Below are 24,872 nucleotides of genomic sequence, written 5' to 3'. Positions count from 1 at the left end.
ACCGATGATACCAACCCCACCCATACCCTCTCAGACACCTGCACCTCCCTGGAGCTCATGGGAAAAATGGCTCCAATCCCCTCCTGGACGCTACGTTCTAGCTTGGGAGCAACGGTGTTTTGACCAAATTGTTGCTGATGTCTTTGGCTTTCATGCGGTGCAAATAGGTCTACCCCAAATCAACTCGCTAAGCGAAAATCGGATGCCTTTGCATGCCATCCTGATTCACTCTAACGATAGCCGCTCTCATGCAACTAAGTACAACTGGCATTTAATTGAAGGTGACTCTTCAGACCTCCCCTTTGCCAGTGAAAGTCTGGATCTAATTGTTCTACCCCATGTTTTGGAATTTGCTGCAGATCCCCATCAAATATTGCGCGAAGTCGATCGAGTGCTTCGACCCGAAGGTCGTTTAATTATTTCTGGCTTTAACCCCGCAAGTCTGTGGGGTGCTAGACAATATCTCAGTAGATTAGTTGGAACCCCTTATCTCCCTAGAGATGGTCAATTTATTAGCCTCATCCGCATAAAAGATTGGCTCGAGTTGCTTAACTTTTCCTTAGACCGCGGTCACTTTGGTTGCTATAAATTTCCCCTGCAGGGCGAATCTGCTATGGGCAAGATGAATTTTCTTGAAAAAATGGGGAATCGTTGGTGGCCTATATTTGGCGCTGTTTTTTTAGTTTCCGCCATTAAGCGCCAACAAGGAATACGTCTCATTGGCCCGGCATCACTTGTTCGCATACCAGCCATTAAGCAGCTAAGTCCTGCTGCTGAGAGAAGCAATCTCCAAAAACGCCTCAAAAACGAGAATTCCAAGTAAATTATTGCTATGCCGCATTCGAAATCCCATCCTCACCACCCTCACATCGTGATCTACACCGATGGTGCCTGTAAAGGTAATCCTGGACCTGGCGGCTGGGGGGCTGTTTTGAGATCAGGCGGTCATGAAAAGCATATCCATGGCGGTGAAAAGCTCACCACCAACAACCGCATGGAAATTTGCGCCGTTATTTTTGCCTTAAAAGCACTCAAACAACGAAGCACTGTCGAGCTATGGACGGACTCTCAATATGTCCAAAAAGGCGTCACAGAATGGCTAGAGGGTTGGAAAAAGCGGGGCTGGAAGACCGCCAGCAAGGATCCAGTTAAAAATGCAGACCTCTGGCAGGAGCTCGACTCCCTGCTTCCAGGACATGAGATTTCCTGGCACTGGGTTAGAGGGCACAACGGACACCCCGGAAATGAGTTAGCTGACCAATTAGCCAATAAGGGTGTTGAGGAGTTTTTGCCATAGGGCAAATGCATCTCAAGAGCCTCCTTTTCAGCCATCTTATGAGAGAATGATCCTGCTCTAAATAGCTTAGAAACAGCATAAAACCCACATAAAAACCAAGAAAAACGAGACTGTGTCAAAAATAGAATCTTCACTCGATAAGGCTGTTGCCAAACTCGTGCAATTTAAAAACAGTGGCAAAGCTCGCTTATGCGCACTTTGGCAACAACACTCTCCCCGATTAAATCAAATCAAGCGGCTGGACTATCCAACCTTTAAATCATTTGTAGTGAAATTTAAGTGGCGCATCTTATTGGTGCTGATTGTTCTTTACGCGGGTTCTAAGGCTTACGATTATTTCTTCCCCGCTTCTGAAAAATCGGGTGGTCCTGTAACCATTACTTCAGTAGTAGTCGAGAAAAAAGATGTGCCGCTCATTATTGAGGCAACCGGCACCATCGTCTCCAACAGTATTGTTGATATTCGCCCAATGGTGACCAATACTGTAGCCAAGATTGAAGTTAAAGATGGTCAAGAAGTCAAAGCCGGCGATTTACTCTTTACTTTAGATGACCGCAATGACAAGGCTAACTATGAAAAGCTTAAAGCGCTTGCTGATGATGCGCAAAAGCAATACCTGAGAGCCAAGGAGCTTGTTGCTAAAAACTTTATTTCCAAAGCAGCCTTAGAGACGACTTTAGCCAATGCCAAGTCTGCCCAAGCTGCAGCCCGCTCCTCAGAGGTTCAACTTTCCTTTGACTATATAAAGTCACCGATAGATGGGCGTGCCGGAATTGTGAACGTATTCCCCGGTTCACTGGTCCAAGCTAGTAACATTGTTTCAACTGCAACCAGCTCTACGGCCACTTCAAGCGTAGGCTCTATGGTCACCATTACCCAATTGAACCCAATCAATGTTCAATTTGTTATCCCTGAAAAAGACATTCCAATCATGCTAGAGAATCAGCTTGATGGAGAAGCTATGACCGTCAAAGTAGTGGTTGGTGATAGCGGCAAAAAAACATATGAAGGAAAAGTCTTGGTGATTGATAACCAAGTGGATCCATCGATCGCAGCAGTACGTGTTAAAGCACAGATCCCCAATGATGACAAGACCTTGCTGCCTGGCCAGTTTGCCCGCGTGTCCTTAGTAGCAAATACCTTGAAGGATGCTTTGGCAATTCCATCTCAAGCGGTGATTATTAATGCCCGTGGAAAAATGGTTTATGTCGTCGATAAGGATGGCAAAGCTGTTGCTAAACCAATTAAAGTGGTTTACGAATATTTAGGCTCAACCGTGGTGACCGGTATTGAGGCTGGTGATAGAGTGGTAGTAGAAGGTAAGCAAAACTTGCGTCCTGGTGGCAAAGTCCGTGAAGCCAAGAATCCATCGCCAGCAGCCCCAGCCAATGCCGGTGCGACTGCCCCCGCAACTCCTTCAGCCCCAGATAAGAAATGACACTTTCCGAATTATGTATTCGGCGCCCGGTAATGACGGTATTGCTCTCTGTAGCTACCGTCATAGCTGGCGCAGTTGCTTACGTAAAAATTCCGGTAGCGGCACTACCAAGTTTTAATACGCCGGTTATTTCCGTCAGCGCCTCCCTACCAGGCGCCTCACCAGAAAACATGGCATCTGCAGTTGCACTTCCTCTTGAAAAAGAGTTCTCGACAATTGACGGCATTAACGTCATCAGCTCTACCAACTCTTTAGGTAGCACCAGTATTACTCTGGAATTTAATAACGACAGAGATATTGATAAGGCAGCTGTCGATGTACAAGCTGCATTGTTGCGTGCGCAAAAGCGTCTTCCGATAGAGATGACGGTACCGCCCTCCTATCGCAAAATTAATCCGGCAGATACACCGGTATTGGTTGTGCGCATGAGCTCACCTTCAATCAGCCTTTCAGATATTAATCAGTATGCAGAAAATCTTGTTTCACCAAATTTATCCACAATTAGCGGCGTTGCACAGGTATTGGTTTACGGGGCCAAACGCTATGCTGTTCGCGTCCGAGTTCATCCTGATGCGCTAGCCAATCGAAACCTGACTGTCGACGACATTGCCTTAGCCATAAATAAAGCAAACTCTAATAGCCCAGTGGGTGTTCTGGATGGACCACGACAAGCGATCACCATCTATGCCAATCCTCAGCTAGTTAGACCAGAAGAATTTGCTAATTTAATTGTGAGCCAAAAGAATGGCTTACCAATTTATTTAAAAGATGTAGCAGATGTCGTTGAAAGTTATGAGGACGTCAAAACACTGGCCAGCTCGAATGGTGAACGCTCCATTGCAGTTGCTGTTCTAAGGCAGCCAAGCGCCAATACTGTTGAAGTAGTGAAGTCAGTTAAAGATTTATTGCCTCAGCTACAAAAGCAAATGCCTGAGTCAATCAAACTGCAACTCTTAAACGATCGCTCCCTCTCTATTATTGAGGCGATTCATGATGTTAACTTCACGCTAGCATTAACAGTCTTGCTGGTGATCTTAGTGATCTTCCTGTTTTTAAAACATGTATCAGCCACTGTTATCCCATCCATTAGCCTTCCAATTTCACTCATTGGCGCGTTTTTTCTGCTGTATTTCATGGGCTATAGCCTCGATAACATTTCACTTCTTGGCATTACTCTAGCCGTTGGACTGGTCGTTGACGATGCGATTGTTGTGCTTGAAAATATCATGCGCTATGTTGAGCAAGGCATGGATCCGCTCAAGGCTTCACTCAAAGGAAGTAAAGAAGTTGGCTTCACCATCATCTCCATTTCGATCTCCTTGGTAGCTGTATTTATTCCGCTCTTTTTTATGGCCGGTCCTATTGGCCTCCTCTTTAGAGAGTTTGCTGTAGTAGTTTCTCTATCTATTTTGGTCTCTGCTGTTGTATCCCTGACCGTAGTACCAATGCTTTGTAGTCGCTTCCTGCCAAAACCAGGACAGCATGCCAAAGAATTTGCAATCAATAAAAAGTTTGACCGTCTTTTTGATTGGATGCTCAAAACCTATATTCACTACCTAGATCTAGCTCTGAAAAACCGTAAAGTGGTTTTGTGGGGCGCTCTATCTACCTTTGTCATTACGGTTGCGCTCTTTATCAACAGCCCTAAAGGTTTTTTCCCAGAAGAAGATATCGGACAAATATTAGCCACCACAGAAGCTTCCGAAGACATCTCCTTCAGAGCCATGCTTGCTTTGCAGGATCAAGCTGCTGAATTGGTAAACACTGATCCTAATGTGGCTAGCTCTATTTCTGTCATTGGCGGTGGTGCTAGCTCTGGTTACAACACTGGCAGGATATTTATTATTCTCAAACCCAAAAGTGATCGCGCCAAAATGGCGAAGATTATGGAGGGCTTACGCAACAAGTTCAAAGAAATTCCGGGTCTTCAGGTCTATATGCGCCCCGTGCAGAACTTACAGCTTGGCGGAAAGAGCAGTAAGAGCCGCTATCAATTCACACTGCAAAGCGTAGGCTTTGAAGGTGTAAATGAGTGGGCCGATAAATTAATGCAGAAAATGCGTGCCGATCCGATGTTCAGGGACGTAACCAGCGACTCTCAAATGAAAGGCTTGAACGTCAAAATCGATATCGATCGTGAAAAGGCTGCAAGCGCTGGCGTTAGCGTTGCAGATATCCGATCAGCCCTCTACTCCACATATGGAGAAAAGCAGGTATCTACCATTTACACCCCAGTAAATACCTATTACGTCATCCTTGAGGGCGCAGTAGAAGATCGTCAATATGAATCTGATCTGAATAAAATCTTCGTGCGCGGACGGGCAACAGATAAACTCATTCCGCTATCAAGCCTGGCTAGCTTTACCCGCACCGTTGGACCAACAGCCGTAAACCATCAAGGCCAAATTCCGGCAGTAACACTCTCGTTTAACTTGGCTCCAGATGTTTTCCTTGGTGATGCAACCAAACAAATTGAATCCTTTACCAAAGCGATTGATTTGCCGTCTTCCATCATTACCAGCTACGGCGGTGATGCTGCAGTATTTAAAAGCAATCAATCTGGTCAGCTGATACTGATTCTCTCGGCATTAGGTGTCATTTATATTTTGCTTGGTGTTCTATATGAGAGCTATATTCACCCACTGACTATTTTGGCCGGCTTACCGTCTGCTGCGATTGGTGCGATTTTAGCTTTACGTATATTCGGCTTTGAGCTGACTATCGTTGCTTCTATTGGTATTTTGCTTTTGATTGGTATTGTTAAAAAGAATGCGATTCTGATGATTGACTTTGCTCTAGACGCTCAACGAAATCAAGGCATGTCTCCTGAGAAGGCCATTCGTGAAGCTTGCATCTTGCGATTCCGACCCATCATGATGACTACGTTTGCAGCGCTGATGGGAGCCATTCCGATTGCTTTTGGATTGGGTGCCGGTGCAGAGTTACGTCAGCCTTTAGGCATTAGTGTTGCTGGCGGCCTGATTTTTTCTCAGTTCGTCACGTTGATCATTACACCCGTGATTTATCTCTATCTGGATAAATATGCCGGTAATGGACCGATTGATATTCCACCAGCCGTTCTTGAGGGAACCTAATGCGTCAAGTTATTCTCGATACCGAAACTACTGGCCTAAATCCAGCTACTGGCGACCGCATTATTGAAATTGGTTGCGTTGAGATGGTTGGTCGTCGTCTTACCGATAGAACTTTCCATTACTACATTAATCCTGAACGCGATATTGATGCTGGGGCCTTTGCAGTCCACGGGCTATCTAGAGAGTTTTTATCTGACAAACCAATCTTTGCAAACATTGTTGAGCAGTTAATTGAGTTTGTAGATGGCGCTGAAATTGTGATTCATAACGCAGCCTTCGATTTGGGATTCTTGGATAACGAGTTTGCCCTTCTAAAGCGTCCTCCATTCAGAAATTTAGCCTCCAGGATTACCGACACCCTGCTCGACGCACGTCAAATGTTCCCTGGAAAGCGCAATTCATTAGATGCACTGTGTGAACGCTTTTCAATTAGCAATAAACACCGCACTTTGCACGGCGCGTTGTTAGATGCCCAGTTACTTGCTGAAGTTTACGTATCGATGACTAGAGGTCAAGAGGACCTCTCCATTGATTTAATTGATTACACAGTGGGAGCAGACTCTACTGGCCATGCCAAGGCATTGCCAACGAATCTGATGGTGCTTTCAGCCTCCGATGACGATCTACATAGTCATGAAAAAATCTTGGCAGAAATTGCCAAGGCAAGTAAAAAGGACCCCATTTGGAGTCCTTTAAATGCTGCCAACTAATTACTATATTGGCAATTAGATTGCTGCGGCAATCGCCTTACCCAAATCATCTGTCTTTGCAGTACCACCAAGATCTGGTGTCAAAGGTGCATGTCCTGGACCCGATGCCAATACCTTTTCAATAGCACTAAATATTGCCTTGCCAGCCTCTGGATAGCCAAGGTGATCTAACATCATCGCCCCACTCCAGATCTGACCAATCGGATTGGCGATCATTTTTCCAAAAATATCCGGTGCTGATCCATGAACCGGCTCAAATAAAGAAGGAAATTTACCTTCGGGATTGATACTGCCTGATGGTGCTACCGCAATGGTGCCGGTACATGCGGGACCTAAGTCGGAGAGAATATCTCCAAATAAATTGCTCGCTACTACAACGTCAAACCGATCTGGATTCATAACGAAGTGAGCCGCCAAAATATCGATGTGGTATTTGTCAGCTTTTACATCAGCAAATTTCTTAGACATCGCCTCTACACGCTCATCCCAATAAGGCATGGTGATGGCAATACCATTTGATTTGGTTGCAGAAGTTAAATGCTTCTTAGGGCGACTTTGGGCTAAGTCAAATGCATATTGCAAAATTCGGTCAACGCCCTGTCTTGTGAAAACTGATTCTTGAATCACGATCTCACGATCGGTATCCGGGAACATCTTGCCACCAACGCTGGAGTATTCACCTTCAGTGTTCTCGCGAACTACAAAGAAATCGATGTCACCAGGCTTACGGTTGGCTAGTGGGCATGGCACTCCCGGCAATAAACGTACTGGACGCAAATTGACGTACTGATCGAAGCCACGGCGAAATTGAATTAAGCTTCCCCAAAGCGACACATGGTCAGGCAGAATGTCCGGCATCCCGACTGCGCCAAAAAAGATCGCATCGTACTTCATGAGGATATCGAACCAATCGTCCGGCATCATCTTGCCATGCTTGAGATAGTAATCACAGCTCGCAAAATCAAAATGATCAAACTGCATACCAAGATTAAATTTACGATTGGCCGCCTCTAGCGCACGTACACCCTCTGGCATGACTTCTTTACCAATACCATCTCCAGGAATAACGGCGATCTTGGGATTCTTAAATATTTTCTTTGCGCTCATAAATAATGTGTCTCGTTTTATTTTTGTTGAAGATGAATTTTACAAATAACTAGCTAATAGCGCGCCGGATTTCATCCGGCGCCTTCTTGCTGCCCTTTTCAACTGATTCGCTATCGTAATCAGTGGTATTTTCGATGGTCTCTGGAACGGCCTCGAGCATGCGAATATTGTCCTTGGGACAGATGGGTGCGCCATAACTGGCCCATTTCTTGAGCAAGGTCACCTCATAGCCACATTGACCACATTTGGCCTTACTTCGACTGGCATTGCTAGGCCTTGGTGGGGGGAAAACAATCGCCTGGTGCGGGTAAGGGCCAAGCTCCTGACTAATCATCATCAGCCTTACAGTGAGCTCCTCAGTGGCATGAGCCATTCTTGCGGGGCCTTCCAGACCGACCGTTTGAGCGATTCCCTTGAAATCTTCGCCATGGCCGCTAAAGCAGTCATCCACCGCATGGCAGAGCTCATGAACCAAGGTATCTAAAAGCTGTACGGGTTCTTCTAACTTAGGGGATATGAATATCTCATTTACGCCACCGCCTGAGCGCTCACGCGGCCAACATTGCCCTAGTGTCGTTCTAGGGCTACTAGAGGCTGGAAATCCACATGAGACCCGGACGGGAGGGATGGCATAACCTGCTTTTGAAAAGACCGGCTCTAGATGCCTTACAGCGTCTTCAAGCCAGGCCTCACGGACTGTATGTTGCTTCATTTAACTTCTCTTCTATCGAAATCTGGGATAAAAAAACCATCAATTGCGATCATACGCCACCATAAGTAGAATGAGTCCATGAAAGATCTCGAAAGCCTAAGCGCTACCCAAGCCATCAAAGCCCTCTCTAAGAGGGAAATTAAAGCGACTGATTTACTCCTATCCTGCCTTGACCGCATAGGACAAAAAGAGAGCGTTGTTAAGGCCTGGGCAAGCCTGGGTAAGGAAAATGCCTTATCTCGCGCCAAACAGCTTGATAAAGGCGCCTTTCAGGGCCTATTACATGGTCTCCCAATTGGGGTTAAGGATCTTTATGACACCTATGATTTGCCGACCTCCTATGGTTCACCCATTTACGCCAACCACTATCCAGTCGCTGATGCTGTGGCGGTTGCCCTGATGCGACAGTCTGGCGCCATTATTTTAGGCAAAACCGTTACAACAGAATTTGCAACATTTAAGAGTGGATTAACAACAAATCCGCATAACCCAAAGCACACTCCCGGCGGTTCTTCTAGCGGCTCTGCTGCTGCGGTAGCCGATTTCATGGCTCCACTAGCAACCGGCAGTCAAACTGCTGGCTCAATCATTCGCCCTGCGTCTTTTTGTGGTGTAGTGGGTTTTAAACCTAGTTACGGCAAAGTGAGTATTGCGGGAATTAAAAGTCTTTCTGTAACACTCGACACCATGGGTTGCTTTGGTAGAACAGTAGAAGATGTGGGGCTCGGTGTAGCAGCTATGAGTGGCGATCATCGACTAGCAAAAATCGAAGTCTTGCATAACAAACCTCGCATTGCCATTTGCAAAACATCTAACTGGCCGTTTGCACAAAAGGAAACTGCAACAGCACTTGCTGTTGCCCGGCATGCTGCCGAGATAATTGCTAAAGGCACTGTAATTGATCTGAAGTTACCAAAGACGTGTGATGGACTCACCCAAGCGCAAACCCGCATCATGATCTCTGAAATGTCACGCAGCCTTACTTTTGAACGAGTGCAATACGCTAAAAAGCTCAGCCCACAACTTCTGAAGCAACTTAGTGAAGGCGCTGAAATTAGCTACGAGCAATATGCAAAAGATTTGAGCTTTGCCGATAGATCAAGGGCGACTATGGAAGACTTATTTAATAATGAAGTTGATATCTTGATTGCCCCAAGCGCAAATGGCGAAGCGCCCAACATCAAAGATGGTACTGGAGATCCTCTTTTTTCTAGAGCTTGGACTCTTCTGGGTTTGCCCTGCATCAATATCAACGTAAGCAGTGGCCCCAATGGATTGCCAGTAGGCGTGCAACTCATTGCAGGCCCAGGTAAAGATCATTTCTTATTGAGCGCTGCCCGGGCATTTACATTGGCATTGCCTGACCCCACCCTGCGAGATCAGGCTTAGCCAAGTTCTTAATCGAGAGTAATGTTTGCTGCTTTAATTGCTTTAGCCCAGAAAGGAAGTTCTTTCTTAACTAGCGCATCAGTTTGGTTTGGTCCTAAGTAACGAAGTTCAACACCAGCAGCATCCGCACGCTCTTTAATTTCAGGTAATGCCAAGCTCTGCTTTACAGAATTAGTGAGCGTGGTAACGACTGGTGCAGGTGTTCCGGCAGGCGCATAGAGGGCCACCCATGATTCCAACTGAAATGATGGTAGACCAGCTTCAGCGGTGGTTGGTACGTTTGGCATACCAGGGTGACGATTTTTGCCGGTCACAGCAAGCCCCTTGAGTTTTCCACTTTGGACGTGTTGCATGACTGAGGGTGGCGTACTAATAAATACCTGTACCTGCCCCGCCAAAACATCCTGAATGGCTGGGCCAGATCCCTTGTATGGAACATGCACCATATCCACACCGGTAGTTTGCTTGAAGATCTCCGTACCAATATGTGACACAGACCCATTGCCCTGTGAGGCGTAATTTAATTTACCTGGATTAGCTTTTGCATATGCAATGAATTCCTTCAGATTATTGACTGGCACTGAAGGGTGTACTGCAATGACATTAGTTGAAACTGTCAACAAGGCAATTGGAGAGAAATCTTTAATTGGGTCCCACGGAAGCTTATCGAATAAAGCGGGATTACCAACGTGATAACCAGAATAGGAAATTAATAAAGTGTAGCCATCTGGTTTTGCTTTAGCAACATACTGATAGGCCGTGTTACCGCTTGCTCCCGGCCTATTGTCAACAATCACTGGTTGACCGATCACACGTGTTAATGGTTCACTCAATAGACGTGCCGAAGTATCAACCAGCCCGCCTGGTGGATTAGGTACTACTAAAGTAATTGGGCGACCCGGAAAGGATTGAGCCAAAGCTGCACATGAAATCCCAAACCCCAAAATAACAAGCGCACTGCGTATCACTGAATATTTTTTCATGACTGTCTCCAACGTATGATTTTTGAGTACTTATCGCTGCCCTACTTTTACGTCACCAAAAACAGCCTGGGCTTCTCTAGGCAAACAACGCCAATAACGCTCATTTGCGGTAACTGTGCCGCCCAGAGCTGCTGCAGCCTCCCAACCCCAACGCGGCTTGTATAGGAATGCTCTTGCCAAAGCAATCAGATCCGCATCACCCGCTTGCAAAATGTCTTCGGCTTGCTGTGGCTCGGTAATGAGTCCAACAGTCATTGTTGGCAAACCAGATTGATCTTTAACTATCTTTGCAAAAGGAACTTGGTAGTTTGGTCCAATCGCAATCTTTTGTTTTGGTGAAATGCCACCAGAAGAAATGTGTACAAAATCACAGCCCATTGGTTTAAGTTGCTTGGCAAAGTTTGCCGTCTCTTCAGGAGTCCAACCACCCTCTATCCAGTCACTAGCTGAAATGCGTATGCCAAGCACACCCTGGTATGCCGCTCGAACAGCTGCAAAAAGCTCTAATGGAAAGCGAATGCGGTTTTCAAATGAGCCGCCATACTCATCCGTGCGTTGATTGGCAATGGGAGATAAAAATTGATGCAACAAGTATCCATGAGCACCATGGAGCTCAATCCCATCAATTCCAATTCGTGCAGCACGCTTTGCGGATCCCACAAAATCATCAATCAACTTTTTTAATTCAGTCTTACTCAATTCATGAGGTAAACGCTCTCCATCTAACTGGGGGATCGCTGAGGGCGCTAACGTTTCCCATCCACCCTGATCCGTTGAGAGCAATTGTCCGCCGTCCCAGGGTGTCGCACTGGATGCTTTTCGACCAGCATGAGCTAGCTGAATAAAAACAGGTGTAGCAGGAGCCAGACCACGCGCACGACTCAGTTTGTCCTTAAGAGCTGACTCGGTGCGATCATCCCAAAGCCCCAAACATGCTGGCGTAATTCGGGCCTCTGGGCTTACCCCGGTGGCCTCAATAATGAAGAGGGCTGCACCGCTATTGAGTAAATTTCCCCAGTGCATAAGGTGCCAGTCAGTTGCTTCGCCGTTATTAGCTGAATACTGGCACATCGGGGCAACCACGATGCGATTTGCCAGCTCTAGAGGTCCCCGGGGGGAATTGAGGGTGTAGCTTGAAAATAAAAGACTCATAGAATGCCTTTAAAAGCCCAAAAATAGGTCAAAAATACGAAAATTGCCGTAAAGCGATAGAATACTTAAAAAGCAGAATAAACGAGACAGCGAAGTCGTGCAGGCTAATTGGCCAAGCGGCTTTTTTAATAAAAACCTGAAAAATACTCACCACAAGAGATTATGAACGCACCTCAAGCCTTTGAATCAAAAGAAGATATTGGTCACTTTGTTGGCGGCAATGTAGTTAACCCTAAAGATGGTCGCTTTGCCGATGTTTACAACCCAACCAAAGGAACTGTAGCGCGCCGTGTTGCACTTGCCAGCCGCAAAGAGGTTGATGAAGTTGTAGCCAATGCCCAAACAGCATTTGTTTCATGGAGTCAAACCTCCCCATTGCGTCGTGCACGCATCATGTTCAAGTATCTTGAATTGTTAAACGCTCATCGCGATGAGTTGGCAGCCATCATTACAGCAGAACATGGCAAGGTATTTACCGATGCCCAAGGGGAAGTAACACGCGGTATTGAGATTGTGGAATTTGCTACTGGCATTCCTGAGCTACTCAAAGGCGACTACACCGAGCAAGTATCAACAGGTATCGATAACTGGGTCATGCGTCAGCCATTAGGTGTAGTTGCTGGTATCACCCCATTTAACTTCCCAGTCATGGTGCCAATGTGGATGTTCCCAGTTGCGATTGCTTGCGGCAACACTTTCATTCTCAAACCTAGCCCTACAGATCCTTCTGCTTCACTGTTCATGGCTAAGCTCCTCAAGGAAGCTGGCCTACCTGACGGCGTATTCAACGTTGTTCAAGGCGATAAAGAAGCGGTTGATGCCTTAATAGAAAATCCAGATGTTAAAGCGGTCAGTTTTGTGGGCTCCACTCCAATTGCCAATTACATCTATGAGCGCTGCTCGCACTTTGGCAAGCGCTCCCAAGCTTTAGGCGGCGCTAAGAACCACATGGTGATCATGCCTGACGCTGATATTGATAAAGCAATTGATGCCCTGGTTGGTGCTGCTTACGGCTCCGCTGGCGAACGCTGTATGGCTATTTCTGTAGCGGTGTTGGTTGGTGATGTGGCAGAGAAGATCATGCCAAAGCTAATCGAGCGCACCAAGACTCTAAAAGTTAAAAACGGCATGGAGCTTGATGCTGAAATGGGTCCAATCGTTACTAAAGCAGCCCTAGAGCGCATTACTGGCTATATTGAGGCTGGTGTAGCTTCGGGCGCAAAACTCCTTGTTGATGGCCGTGGACTCAAAGTTCCTGGCAACGAGAACGGTTTCTTTATCGGCGGCACACTGTTTGATAACGTCACACCAGACATGAAGATTTACCTAGAAGAAATCTTTGGACCAGTTTTGTCCTGCTTGCGTGTTGCCAACTTTACAGATGCGCTTAACTTAGTTAACTCTTGCGAATTTGGCAATGGTGTCGCCTGCTTCACAAGCGATGGCAATATTGCCCGTGAATTTGCTCGTCGTGTACAAGTAGGCATGGTTGGTATTAACGTACCAATTCCAGTACCTATGGCATGGCACGGCTTTGGTGGCTGGAAAAAGTCGATCTTTGGCGATATGCATGCATACGGCAAAGAAGGCGTACGTTTCTACACCAAGCAAAAGAGTGTGATGCAACGCTGGCCTGAGAGTATTGCTAAAGGCGCAGAGTTTGTAATGCCTACCTCTAAGTAATATCAGGAAGTGATTAGCAAAAAAGCGATCTTCGGATCGCTTTTTTATTTGCCAGGATGAAGTAAAAAATTACTGTAGCGTATTTTTAAGAGCGGGAATCATTGGCATCGAGAGGACATCGATGCCCTCTTCTCTCAAGGCTTCAGCCTCATCGAAAGTAGTTTGCCCACGAATACTTCGCTCAGGAGATTCTTTGTAGTGAATTTTTCTAGCTTCATCAGCAAAGGAATTGCCAACATCCTCAGAGCGACCCATTAGCTCACGCATACCTTTCAAAAAGGCGGCCTGTACCTGAGCCTCTAAGTGCGAATGATCGCTACCAGTAAGAGCAACGACGCCCCCGCTTAAATTTTCGGATTGAGGCTTGGATACAGTTAACTCGGTAGACGATGATTTGCCAATATGCGGCGCTGAAGGCATGCGAGTGATTTCCGTGCTGTCGCATACTGGACAAGCAAGCATCCCCTTGTCCTGCTGAGCAAGGCAATCTTCTTCTGAAGCAAACCATCCTTCAAAGCGATGGTCTAGGGGGCAGGCTAAGTTATAAACTTTCATAAAACGTATATAAGGGCAAAAACGATAAATTCAATACCCCCATTTTAATCGGGTTTGAATACAACCTATTCGATTGGATGCGGTTTTACTAAGCCCCTACGATAGCGATCAAGCCAATAGGTGGCTATCGTGGTTTTGACGTCTGTAATCTCACCATTCTCAACCCAGGATATCAATTGCTCCAATGGAGCAGCAAATACGTCCAAAAATTCTTCATCATCTAGATGGCTTTTACCGGGAATCAGCTCCTCTGCCAGATAGATATCAATAAACTCTGTTGAATACGAAATCACAGGATGAATACGACGAATGAAACTCCATTTTTTGGCTGTATACCCAGTTTCTTCCTCAAGCTCTCGCTGAGCACAAACCAGATGATCTTCCTTGGGGTCTAACTTTCCAGCAGGAATTTCAATGCAGGCTTTTGCAATCGGATAGCGATATTGTCGCTCGAGCAACACACGACCATCATCTAAGATCGCAACAATAGCTACCGCACCCGGATGAGTTAAATATTCGCGTATCGCCTCTTCACCATCAGGCAATGAGACTTTATCTCGCTTCATCTTTAAAAAGATGCCGCCGTAAATATCTTCGCCAGATAGACGCTCTTCACGTAAATGCTCATCACCAGTCGGTAGATCTTCAAATGATTTTTCAGTCATGGGTCTTAGTACATATTCCGTCTGTTATTGATTAAACTAGATTAGCTAAATTGAATGTCATTTTGATGGTACCTGAAATGATAAAGGCCCCTTACGGAGCCTTTAGATAGAATTTGATTACTTTTAAGACCCTAATAAGGTACGGCGCATTGCATCCAAGCAAAGACTCATTAAACCCGCAGGAACAATACCGATAACTAAAACCAGAATGCCATTGAGACTCAAGATTCCCTTGGCAAAGCCCGAACCAGAAACTGCAATCTCATGCTCAGGCTCATCGAAGTACATTACCTTAACCACTCTGAGGTAATAAAAAGCACCAATCAAAGAGGCGATCACAGCAATTACAGCTAAGAATGTATGCTCCGCATCCACCAAAGCTTCCAAAACACCTAACTTAGCAGCAAAACCGACTGTAGGCGGAATACCAGCCAAGGAAAACATCATCACCAGACCAATAAAAGCAAACCACGGATGCTTCTTATTGAGGCCTTTTAAACCATCCAAGGTTTCGCAGTCATAACCTTTGCGTGACAAAGCCATCAACAAGCCGAACGTGCCAAGCGTTGTTAGCACATAAGTAATGGCGTAGAACATTGCCGCACTAAATGCGTGATCATCGAAAACAGATAGCATGCCCAATAGCACAAAACCCATTTGCGCAATGGCAGAATAAGCCAGCATGCGCTTGATATTGGTTTGCGCTATCGCAGTCACATTACCAACAACTAACGATAGAACTGCTAACAGGACAAGCATTGGCTGCCAGTCGCCTAGTAAAGGCAATAAAGTATTTACCAATAAACGGAATAACAAAGCAAAGGCAGCTAGCTTGGGTGCTGCAGCAATCATTAAAGTAACAGCTGTTGGAGCACCTTGATAAACGTCTGGTACCCACATATGAAATGGCACCACACCCAACTTAAAGGCCAAACCAGCAACAATAAATACCAAGCCAAACGCCATCACCAAATGGTTTACACGAGGGTCGGCAACCGTTTTAAAGATCTCAATAAGGTCAAGCGATCCGGTGACACCATAGAGCATCGACATGCCATAGAGCAAGAAACCAGATGCTAATGCACCCAAGATAAAGTACTTAATACCAGCTTCCACACTCTTTTCGCTACTGTGACGCATTGCAACCAATGCGTATGTAGGCAAAGCCATCAACTCCAAGCCTAGGTATAGAGTTAATAGATTTGCACCAGAGATCAATACAAACTGGCCAAGCAAAGCAAGCAGAGCCAAGACAATGAAGTCAGGACGGAACAAGGCACGATCCATCAAATATTGCTTGGAGTAAATCAAGCTCACCAAAACAGCGATGCATGAACATGCCTTGAGCAAGTTAGAAAATGGATCAGACTGAAATAGGCCATTCATTGCTACAAGCGCTGGATCGCCCATGCGGCTAATAAAAGCAAAAATGAGATAGGCCAACAAGATCAGTGAGAAAAAGTACACGAAGCCAACTCCACGCGGAGTATGAAAGATGTCTTGCTCAACACCAGGGGTAGATATCACTCTTTCGCGAACATAAACGCTAACAACCAATAACAAGCAGGTTGCTATGAGTAAAACAAGTTCCGGCAGGATGGCGTAAAGGTCGAATGCTTGCATTTGTACTTACTCAGAGTTTGCTGACAGCAACATGCTGCAACAGATTAATTACAGCTGGATGAATGATGTCCGTGAATGGTTTTGGATAGACACCCATACCAATTACACAGATAGATAAAACTGCCATCAAGAAATATTCGCGACCGTTCAAATCCTTTAACTCTTCAACGTGGGCATTGTTAACGGTACCGAAAAATACACGTTTCACCATCCACAAGGAATAAGCGGCGCCTAAGATCAATGCTGTAGCAGCTAGGATACCGATGACAAAGTCGTAATCAACAGCAGCCAAGATCACCATGAATTCACCAACAAAACCAGAGGTAGCAGGTAAACCACAGTTGGCCATCGCCATTAGTACGGCAAATGCAGTAAATGCAGGCATGCGATGCACTACGCCACCGTAATCAGCGATCTGACGGGTATGCATGCGGTCATAAAGCACGCCAATGGACAAGAACATCGCACCGGCAACAAAGCCGTGTGAAATCATCTGCACAATGCCGCCCTCAATACCCAGCGGACTAAAGAGGAAGAAGCCTAAGGTTACAAAGCCCATGTGAGCAACTGAAGAATAGGCAACCAGTTTTTTCATGTCTTTTTGAACAAGAGCAACTGCACCTACATAGATCACAGCAACCAAAGACAGGAAGATAACAAATGGGCCCAAGTACTGGCTCGCATCTGGCGCGATTGGCAAAGAGAAGCGCAGGAAGCCATATGCACCGAGCTTCAACATAATGGCAGCCAAGACTACTGAGCCACCTGTTGGCGCTTCAACGTGGACGTCTGGTAGCCAAGTATGTAATGGCCACATTGGAACCTTGACAGCAAACGCCATAAAGAATGCTGCAAACAATAGGATCTGCTCAACAATATCTAGTCGGGCATTTTGCCAAGCCAGAATATCGAATGTATTAGTCACGTTGTACAGATACAGCATGGCAATTAAAGTAAGTAAAGAGCCAAGCAAGGTATACAAGAAGAACTTAAATGCCGCATAAATACGGTTGTGGCCACCCCATACACCAATAATGATGTACATCGGAATTAATGTCGCCTCAAAGAATACATAGAAAAGCAATGCATCAAGAGCGCAAAATACGCCGATCATTAGTCCAGACAGGATCATGAACGAAGCCATGTATTGCGATACCTTGGTTTGAATCACTTCCCATGCTGCAATCACCACAATAACGTTAATGAATGCAGTAAGCACGATGAACCAAACAGAAATCCCGTCAATACCTAAGTGATAGTTAATGTCGTAACGTGGAATCCAGCTGACCTTTTCAACAAACTGCATTCCAGAATTAGCGATATCAAAATTAATCAACAATGGAAGCGTTGCAATAAAGCTAAGTACCGCTCCGATCAGCGTCAACCAGCGTACACCGGCAGTTGATCTTTCAGACCCATAAAACAAAATAATGAGTCCAAAGACAATCGGGGTCCAAATGGCGTAAGAAAGAATCATAGTGGCTACTTAAGTAACAAAGGCCTAGCGAACAAAAGGCAGGTAAGCATACAAAACCCAAGCCAACAATACTGCTAGGCCCGCAATCATTGCGAAGGCATAGTGGTAGAGATAACCGGATTGCAAATGACGAATTACTCCGGCAAAGCGCCCTACTGCATGCGCACTGCCATTAACAAAGAAACCATCGATGATCTTTTGATCGCCACGATGCCATAAGAAACTGCCGATCCAAATAAGGCCTTTAGCAAAAACAGCTTGGTTAATTTCATCGAGGTAGTACTTGTTATCAAATAATTTCTTAATTGGTGCAAATGTTTCAGCAACTTTGGCTGGTAGTTTAGGAGCCCAGAGGTAACCAATCGCAGCAGTCAACACGCCAAGTACTACCAACAACAAGACTGGTGAAGTGAATGCATGAATTGCCATAGCAACTGGACCATGGAACTCATCTTCCAACTCTTTCATCACTGGATGGCGAGCCAAGTCAATAAAGATGGAGTCGCCAAAGTAAGTTCCGAATAACAAGGGAGAGATGGTGTAGAAACCAATGATCACGGATGGAATTGCCAGAAGGATCAATGGCAAAGTGACAACGAATGGTGATTCATGTGGCTTTTGACCTGGAGCTAAACCATGATGCGCATGATCGTCACCCTGCTCTGCATGATCATGATGGTCGTGGGCATGTGAATCCTCATGACCCCAGCGTGCTTTACCGTGGAATACGTAGAAATACAAACGGAATGAATACAAGGCTGTTACGAATACGCTAGCCATGACTGCAAAGTAGGCAAAGCCTGAACCAGGGATATGACTTGCAGCCACCGCCTCAATAATGGAATCTTTTGAATAGAAGCCTGAGAAGAATGGAGTCCCTACCAACGCCAGATTACCCAGCAACATCATGAGGCAAGTAATTGGCATATATTTCCAAAGACCGCCCATCTTGTGCATATCTTGCTCATGATGCATACCAAGAATTACGCTACCTGCAGCAAGGAATAGCAATGCTTTAAAAAAAGCGTGCGTCATCAAATGGAAGATAGCCACTGGATATGCAGATACACCCAAAGCGACTGTCATATACCCCAGCTGAGATAAGGTCGAATAAGCAACAACACGCTTAATATCGTTTTGCACAATACCAAGGAAGCCCATAAAGAGCGCTGTGATTGAACCAATCACCAAAATAAAGCTCAGCGCGACATCTGAAAGCTCAAACAGTGGTGACATCCGTGACACCATGAAAATACCAGCGGTAACCATAGTTGCGGCATGAATCAATGCAGAGATTGGTGTTGGGCCTTCCATCGAATCAGGCAACCAAACATGCAATGGGAATTGAGCAGATTTACCCATTGCACCAATAAACAAGCAGATACAAGCAACCGTCATTAAATTCCAGCTAGTACCAGGCAATGTCTGGGCTGCTAAAGCAGAATTCTGAGAGAAGATCACGTCATATTGCATCGAGCCAGTACTGGCCAGCAGAATACCGATGCCCAAGATGAAGCCAAAGTCACCGACGCGGTTAACTAAAAAAGCCTTCATATTGGCAAATACAGCGGATTGGCGCTCAAAATAGAAGCCAATCAACAAATAAGAAACCACACCCACAGCTTCCCAGCCAAAGAAGAGTTGCAACAAGTTATTACTCATTACCAACATCAACATGGCAAAGGTAAATAAAGAAATATAGGAGAAGAAGCGGTTGTAACCTTCTTCACCATGCATATAGCCAATGGTATAAATGTGAACCATCAATGACACAAAGGTCACTACGCACATCATCGTTGCCGTTAAAGGGTCAATTAGGAAGCCAATATCTAAATTGAGTTCGCCCAATTGCATCCAATGGTAAACAGTTCCGTTGAAATAGAAGCCATCCATCACTTGAACTAATACATTGCAGGAAAGTACAAATGCAATGGTTACGCCCAAAATAGTCACGAACTGACTTGCGCCATGACCAATGCGATTGCCGCCTAATTTAGTGCCAAAGAAGCCAGCGATGATAGAGCCGACTAATGGCGCCAAAGGAATGGCGCAAAGTACAGGAATGTTTAAGGTCAATTGCATGACTAGCCTTTTAGGTGGTCAAGATCATCAGCATTAATCGTGTCAACCTTACGGAAGAGCACAACCAAAATTGCCAAGCCGATAGCCGCCTCAGCAGCTGCCACAGTCAAAATAAAGAATACGAATACTTGACCAGCCATATCACCCAAATAATGGGAGAAAGCCACAAAGTTCATGTTCACCGAGAGAAGCATCAGCTCAATTGCCATTAGCAAAACAATGACATTCTTACGGTTTAAGAAAATTCCGATAACGCTAGTTGCAAATAAGATCGCACCCAGCACTAAATAATGAGCGAGAGTGATATTCATTTCTTCTCCCCTCTTATATCTTGCTTTGCAGCCATGTCTGAACCCATTTTCACAATGCGCATGCGATCTGCTGCAACGACATTGACTTGCTCGTGAATATTCTGCGATTTAGAGTCTTTGCGATTACGCAATGTCAATGCTACAGCGGCAATAATTGCCACCAGTAAGATCACACCAGCAACCTCAAAGGCGTATACATAATCTACAAAGATCAGCATACCCAAAGCTTGGGTATTGTTAGCCATCATTTCTTCTGGCATAGGCTGCACTGGAGCATTGGTTCCGATAAAGCTACGAATGATCACAATCGACAGCTCTAGAACAATAACGGCACCCATCAAGAAGGCAACTGGCAGAAACTTTTTGAAATCGCGACGTAAATGTTCAACATCTAAGTCCAACATCATCACCACGAAGAGGAACAGAACCATCACTGCGCCAACATAGACCAAAATCAGAGCCAAGCTCAAGAATTCGGCTTTGAGCAACATCCAGAGGCCTGATGCACAAAAGAACGCCAATACCAGAAATAGTGCTGCATGCACTGGGTTACAAGCCGTGATCACACGAAGCGCAGAAAACACCAATAAGCCTGCAAAGCCATAGAAGAACATGGCAAATAAAGTAGATGGATCGAATGTCATATTAGTTAAGCTCGATTCGATTAACGGTAAGGTGCATCAGCTGCACGGTTAGCGGCAATATCTTTTTCGTATTTATCGCCTACAGCTAAAAGCATATCTTTGGTGAAATACAAGTCACCGCGCTTATCGCCAAAATACTCAAAAATATTTGTTTCAACAATGGCGTCTACTGGACAAGCCTCTTCACAGAAACCACAGAAAATACATTTTGTGAGATCGATGTCATAACGACTGGTGCGACGAGTGCCATCATCACGCTCAGCAGTTTCAATGGTGATGGCATAAGCCGGACAAACTGCTTCACATAACTTGCAGCCAATACAGCGCTCTTCACCATTTTCATAGCGACGAAGTGCGTGCAAACCACGGAAGCGACTAGACAACGGCGTCTTCTCTTCGGGGTATTGAACGGTAATTTTTGGCTTGAAGAGATAGCGACCAGTAATAGACATACCAACCAAGATGTCTCTTAGCATCAAGCTATCGAGGAATTGGGAAATTTTCTTAAACATGATTTATCAACTTATTTCCAAATATTCCATGGTGAGACAACCCACGCGCCGATAACAACCACCCAAAATACTGAGATGGGAATAAATATTTTCCAACCCAAACGCATGATTTGGTCATAGCGATAGCGCGGTAATGTAGCGCGTAACCAAATAACGCAGGATAAGAGGAAGAATGTTTTACCAAATAACCAGAAGAACCCTGGAATATCACGCAAGATTGGCAAGTCAACAATCGGCAACCAACCGCCTAAGAACATGATGGATGCAACAGCTGCAATCAAAATCATGTTGGCATATTCAGCCAAGAAGAACATGGCAAAAGACATGCCTGAATACTCAACCATGTGTCCAGCTACGATCTCAGATTCACCCTCAACCACGTCAAATGGATGGCGGTTTGTTTCAGCAACGCCAGAGATAAAGTAAATCAAGAACATTGGTAATAAAGGTAACCAATTCCACGAGAGGAAATTAAGGCCCATGCTGGCAAAGTAACCCTGCTCTTGTGAAGTAACAATGGCACTTAAATTTAATGAACCCGAGGTAAGCAAGACGGTAACCAATGCAAAACCCATTGCAATCTCATAGGAGATCATTTGGGCTGAAGCGCGCATTGCACCGAGGAATGGATATTTAGAGTTAGAAGACCAACCAGCCAAGATGACCCCATAAACACCAATAGAGGAAATAGCCATGATATAAAGCAAGCCTGCGTTTACATCAGCCAAAACCATCTTCGCCTGAAATGGAATCACCGCCCAAGCAGCAAATGCAGGCATGATCACCATGATTGGTGCAATAAAGTACAAAACCTTACTAGCTTGAGCAGGTGCAATGATCTCTTTCATCAAGAGCTTTAATGCGTCAGCAATTGGCTGCAATAAACCCAGTGGACCTACGCGATTTGGGCCAAGACGAATATGCATCCAGCCAATCAATTTTCTTTCCCAGAGGGTTAAGTAAGCTACACAACCAAACATTGGCAATACGATGACTACAATGCGCACTAATGCCCAAACTAAGGGCCACAGTGAGCCAAAAATAGCCTCACCTTGAGTGGTAATGAGGTTCAAGAAATTATCCATCTCGTCCCTTATGCCTTACTAATAGTTACTGGACCAAACATCGATCCCAATTTGGCACTAGCCATGGTGCCAGCAGAAATTCTGACAGCTCCAGGCGCTAAATTAACTTCTAATGTTGCCGGCATATCGACTGAATGAGAGTCTTGGGTAACGCGCACTGCATCACCCTCTTTGAGACCCAATTCAGCGAAAGTAATTTTATTTAGGCCTACCTGATTGCCGCGCTTAGCATCACGCGTTAAATGCAAGGCTGAAGAACGCCGTACGATTTGGTCGCCAGCATAAATGTTGACATCAGCCAAACGCTCGAGACCATTGAAAGGCGCTAGATTTCCATTGGCAATCGAAGAGCTAGAAGCTTTGTTATTTAAGCGATTGCAATAACCATCGTCCAATGCTTCTCCTAGGACTTCCTCAGGAGCATTAAACAAGAAACCGTCTAAACCTAAGAGCCCGCCTAATACGCGCAATACTTTCCATGCTGGACGTGAATCACCTAAAGGCTTCACTGAAGGCTGGACAGTTTGAACTCTTCCCTCTAAATTCACAAAGGTAGAGACTGTTTCTGAGAAAACTGAAGTAGGCAGAATGACATCAGCTACCTCCATCAAGTCAGCACTCTTATAAGCGCTCAAAGCAATAACGGTGTTAGCCTTTTCCAGGGCTGCACGAGCAGCTGCTGGGTTTGGCAAATCTGAATCTGGCTCGATATTCATCAAGATCACTGCGCGACGTTCGCCAGATAAGACTGACTCAACACCCACGCCGTTAGCATTCACTAAAGATGCACCAACTGCGTTTCCGCCAACCGGCAGGAAGCCTAAAGTAGCACCAGTCTGATCAGCAATAAATTGCGCCATAACGTGCAAGTCAGAAGCATGGTGATGCGCAATAGCAGCAGAACCGAGCAATACAGCCTTTGACTCACCGGAAAGCAAGCTATCGGCAATCTTCTGCGCCGCAGGAGAAATAGTTAAATTAAATGTGCCAACTGGCGCTGTTAATGATTTTGCTTTTGCAACAGCAAGTGCAACTTCACTCAATGCATTCAACCATGCGCTTGGAGCTACTGAAATACCGCTACTTGGAATCAACCAGTCATCACCACCTGCATCAATACGCAATACTTGCAAAGCGCGTTTGCTGGCAGTACGAATACGAGCAGCCAATACAGGCTGGTCTTTGCGCAAGAAACTACCAATAACTAATACACGATCCAATTCATTGATCTTGGCGATTGGCATTCCCAACCATGGCGCTGCTGCTGCATTTTTTACATCCGTTTGGCGCAATCGAGTTTCCATTTGATTGGAGCCAAGGCCACGCACTAACTTTTGCAAGAGGTGCAATTCCTCAGTGGAAGATATTGGGTGGGCTAAAGCACCAATGGACTCAGGACCACTTTCTGCTGAAATTGTTTTCAGAGAATGAGCAACATAATCTAAAGCTGACTGCCAATCTGTTTCTAACCACTGGCCGCCCTGCTTCACCATTGGCGTGGTTACACGGTCAGCACTATTTAAACCTTCATAAGAGAAGCGATCACGATCGCTAATCCAGCATTCATTAATGGCTTCGTTTTCTAGAGCAACTACACGCATGACTTTATTAGCTTTAGTCTGAACTGTAGTATTCGCACCTAAGCTATCGTGAGGACTAACTGAACGCTTGCGGCCTAATTCCCAAGTACGCGCTGCATAACGGAATGGCTTGCTGGTTAAAGCACCAACTGGACACAAATCAATCATGTTTCCAGACAACTCTGAATCTACCGTCTGACCAACGAAGGTGGTGATCTCGGAATGCTCACCACGGTTGACCATACCCAGCTCCATAACACCGGCAACTTCTTGGCCGAAGCGTACGCAACGAGTGCAATGGATGCAACGCGTCATCTCTTGCATGGAGATCAATGGGCCAACATTCTTATGGAAGACAACACGCTTCTCTTCATCGTAACGTGAGTTTGATTTTCCGTAACCAACTGCTAAGTCCTGTAACTGACACTCGCCACCCTGATCGCAAATTGGGCAATCTAATGGATGGTTAATGAGCAAGAATTCCATGACAGAACGCTGAGCTTCTACCGCCTTGGCAGAATGCGTAAACACCTTCATGCCTTGAGTTACTGGTGTAGCACAAGCGGGTAGAGGTTTGGGAGCCTTCTCTACTTCAACCAAACACATGCGGCAGTTAGCGGCAATCGATAACTTCTTGTGATAACAGAAGTGAGGAACGTAGGTGCCGAGCTTGTTCGCGGCGTGCATCACCATCGAACCTTGCGGAACTTCTACAGTCTTACCATCTAATTCGATTTCTACCATGCTCACTTTTAGATATCCCGTACTCTAA

General features: G+C 45.5%; 21 protein-coding genes. 7 read left to right on the top strand and 14 right to left on the bottom strand.

Annotated features, from left to right (window positions below; translation table 11 throughout):
• Window positions 1–4 precede the first annotated feature (4 nt).
• The 5 genes from ICN44_RS10245 to dnaQ all read left to right on the top strand — a co-directional run bounded on the left by ICN44_RS10245 (window position 5) and on the right by dnaQ (window position 6,540).
• Window positions 5–823, top strand: a complete 819-nt coding sequence (locus ICN44_RS10245) for a class I SAM-dependent methyltransferase (protein ID WP_216263862.1) — start codon at window positions 5–7, stop codon at window positions 821–823.
• 9 nt (window positions 824–832) lie between these two features.
• The gene (gene rnhA / locus ICN44_RS10240; RefSeq protein ID WP_216263861.1) at window positions 833–1,297 is read left to right on the top strand and encodes a ribonuclease HI; all 465 of its coding nucleotides are present in this window, start codon (window positions 833–835) and stop codon (window positions 1,295–1,297) included.
• 112 nt (window positions 1,298–1,409) lie between these two features.
• Window positions 1,410–2,735, top strand: a complete 1,326-nt coding sequence (locus ICN44_RS10235; RefSeq protein ID WP_216263860.1) for an efflux RND transporter periplasmic adaptor subunit — start codon at window positions 1,410–1,412, stop codon at window positions 2,733–2,735.
• A complete protein-coding gene (locus ICN44_RS10230; protein WP_216263859.1) occupies window positions 2,732–5,830 on the top strand; it encodes an efflux RND transporter permease subunit in 3,099 nt (1,032 codons plus the stop codon). The genes ICN44_RS10235 and ICN44_RS10230 overlap by 4 nt, the downstream gene beginning before the upstream one ends.
• Entirely contained in the window at window positions 5,830–6,540 is a 711-nt protein-coding gene (gene dnaQ, locus ICN44_RS10225) for a DNA polymerase III subunit epsilon (RefSeq protein WP_216263858.1), read from the top strand. Before ICN44_RS10230 ends, dnaQ begins: the two co-directional genes overlap by 1 nt.
• Before the next feature lie 15 nt (window positions 6,541–6,555).
• Here the strand turns inward: dnaQ and ICN44_RS10220 are convergent, their stop codons facing one another.
• Both ICN44_RS10220 and ICN44_RS10215 read right to left on the bottom strand, forming a co-directional pair.
• Window positions 6,556–7,647: a tartrate dehydrogenase gene (locus ICN44_RS10220; protein WP_216860510.1), complete on the bottom strand. Its 1,092-nt coding sequence runs from the start codon at window positions 7,645–7,647 to the stop codon at window positions 6,556–6,558.
• A 49-nt stretch (window positions 7,648–7,696) separates the two neighbouring features.
• Window positions 7,697–8,359 (bottom strand): SprT family zinc-dependent metalloprotease, encoded by a 663-nt coding sequence (locus ICN44_RS10215; RefSeq protein WP_216155984.1) that lies wholly within the window; start codon window positions 8,357–8,359, stop codon window positions 7,697–7,699.
• A gap of 78 nt (window positions 8,360–8,437) precedes the next feature.
• On the opposite strand from ICN44_RS10215, the gene ICN44_RS10210 reads away from it, so the two are divergent.
• Window positions 8,438–9,748 carry an amidase gene (locus tag ICN44_RS10210; protein ID WP_216263857.1) on the top strand — a complete coding sequence of 437 codons (1,311 nt, stop codon included), beginning with the start codon at window positions 8,438–8,440 and terminating at the stop codon, window positions 9,746–9,748.
• An 8-nt stretch (window positions 9,749–9,756) separates the two neighbouring features.
• On the opposite strand, the gene ICN44_RS10205 is transcribed toward ICN44_RS10210, so the two are convergent.
• Both ICN44_RS10205 and ICN44_RS10200 read right to left on the bottom strand, forming a co-directional pair.
• A complete protein-coding gene (locus ICN44_RS10205) occupies window positions 9,757–10,731 on the bottom strand; it encodes a tripartite tricarboxylate transporter substrate binding protein (RefSeq protein WP_216263856.1) in 975 nt (324 codons plus the stop codon).
• Window positions 10,732–10,761: 30 nt separating this feature from the next.
• Complete coding sequence (locus ICN44_RS10200) at window positions 10,762–11,883, bottom strand: NADH:flavin oxidoreductase/NADH oxidase (RefSeq protein ID WP_216263855.1); 1,122 nt, start codon at window positions 11,881–11,883, stop codon at window positions 10,762–10,764.
• Between the two features lie 162 nt (window positions 11,884–12,045).
• Here ICN44_RS10200 and ICN44_RS10195 point away from each other — a divergent pair, with 162 nt between their 5' ends.
• Window positions 12,046–13,566, top strand: coding sequence for a CoA-acylating methylmalonate-semialdehyde dehydrogenase (locus tag ICN44_RS10195; protein WP_216263854.1), 1,521 nt, complete (start codon window positions 12,046–12,048; stop codon window positions 13,564–13,566).
• A gap of 69 nt (window positions 13,567–13,635) precedes the next feature.
• Here the strand turns inward: ICN44_RS10195 and ICN44_RS10190 are convergent, their stop codons facing one another.
• From ICN44_RS10190 to nuoG, 10 genes are all read right to left on the bottom strand, one after another.
• Window positions 13,636–14,121, bottom strand: coding sequence for a DUF1178 family protein (locus tag ICN44_RS10190; protein WP_216263853.1), 486 nt, complete (start codon window positions 14,119–14,121; stop codon window positions 13,636–13,638).
• 65 nt (window positions 14,122–14,186) lie between these two features.
• Window positions 14,187–14,786, bottom strand: a complete 600-nt coding sequence (locus ICN44_RS10185) for an NUDIX domain-containing protein (protein ID WP_216263852.1) — start codon at window positions 14,784–14,786, stop codon at window positions 14,187–14,189.
• 123 nt (window positions 14,787–14,909) lie between these two features.
• A complete protein-coding gene (gene nuoN, locus ICN44_RS10180) occupies window positions 14,910–16,409 on the bottom strand; it encodes an NADH-quinone oxidoreductase subunit NuoN (RefSeq protein ID WP_216263851.1) in 1,500 nt (499 codons plus the stop codon).
• A gap of 10 nt (window positions 16,410–16,419) precedes the next feature.
• Window positions 16,420–17,886 (bottom strand): NADH-quinone oxidoreductase subunit M, encoded by a 1,467-nt coding sequence (locus ICN44_RS10175; protein ID WP_216263850.1) that lies wholly within the window; start codon window positions 17,884–17,886, stop codon window positions 16,420–16,422.
• A gap of 24 nt (window positions 17,887–17,910) precedes the next feature.
• Window positions 17,911–19,968: an NADH-quinone oxidoreductase subunit L gene (gene nuoL, locus ICN44_RS10170; protein ID WP_216263849.1), complete on the bottom strand. Its 2,058-nt coding sequence runs from the start codon at window positions 19,966–19,968 to the stop codon at window positions 17,911–17,913.
• A gap of 2 nt (window positions 19,969–19,970) precedes the next feature.
• Entirely contained in the window at window positions 19,971–20,279 is a 309-nt protein-coding gene (gene nuoK, locus ICN44_RS10165; RefSeq protein WP_072582482.1) for an NADH-quinone oxidoreductase subunit NuoK, read from the bottom strand.
• Window positions 20,276–20,923 (bottom strand): NADH-quinone oxidoreductase subunit J, encoded by a 648-nt coding sequence (locus ICN44_RS10160; RefSeq protein ID WP_216263848.1) that lies wholly within the window; start codon window positions 20,921–20,923, stop codon window positions 20,276–20,278. The genes nuoK and ICN44_RS10160 overlap by 4 nt, the downstream gene beginning before the upstream one ends.
• A 20-nt stretch (window positions 20,924–20,943) precedes the next feature.
• The gene (gene nuoI, locus ICN44_RS10155; protein ID WP_215319862.1) at window positions 20,944–21,435 is read right to left on the bottom strand and encodes an NADH-quinone oxidoreductase subunit NuoI; all 492 of its coding nucleotides are present in this window, start codon (window positions 21,433–21,435) and stop codon (window positions 20,944–20,946) included.
• A gap of 11 nt (window positions 21,436–21,446) precedes the next feature.
• Window positions 21,447–22,520 carry an NADH-quinone oxidoreductase subunit NuoH gene (gene nuoH / locus ICN44_RS10150; RefSeq protein ID WP_216263847.1) on the bottom strand — a complete coding sequence of 358 codons (1,074 nt, stop codon included), beginning with the start codon at window positions 22,518–22,520 and terminating at the stop codon, window positions 21,447–21,449.
• An 8-nt stretch (window positions 22,521–22,528) separates the two neighbouring features.
• A complete protein-coding gene (gene nuoG / locus ICN44_RS10145) occupies window positions 22,529–24,844 on the bottom strand; it encodes an NADH-quinone oxidoreductase subunit NuoG (protein ID WP_216263891.1) in 2,316 nt (771 codons plus the stop codon).
• Window positions 24,845–24,872 lie beyond the last annotated feature (28 nt).

Source organism: Polynucleobacter sp. JS-Fieb-80-E5, assembly GCF_018882015.1.
In the GTDB taxonomy this organism is placed as follows: domain Bacteria; phylum Pseudomonadota; class Gammaproteobacteria; order Burkholderiales; family Burkholderiaceae; genus Polynucleobacter.
The sequence above is the reverse complement of the archived record's forward strand: the minus strand, read 5'-3'. Positions and strand labels throughout refer to the sequence as shown.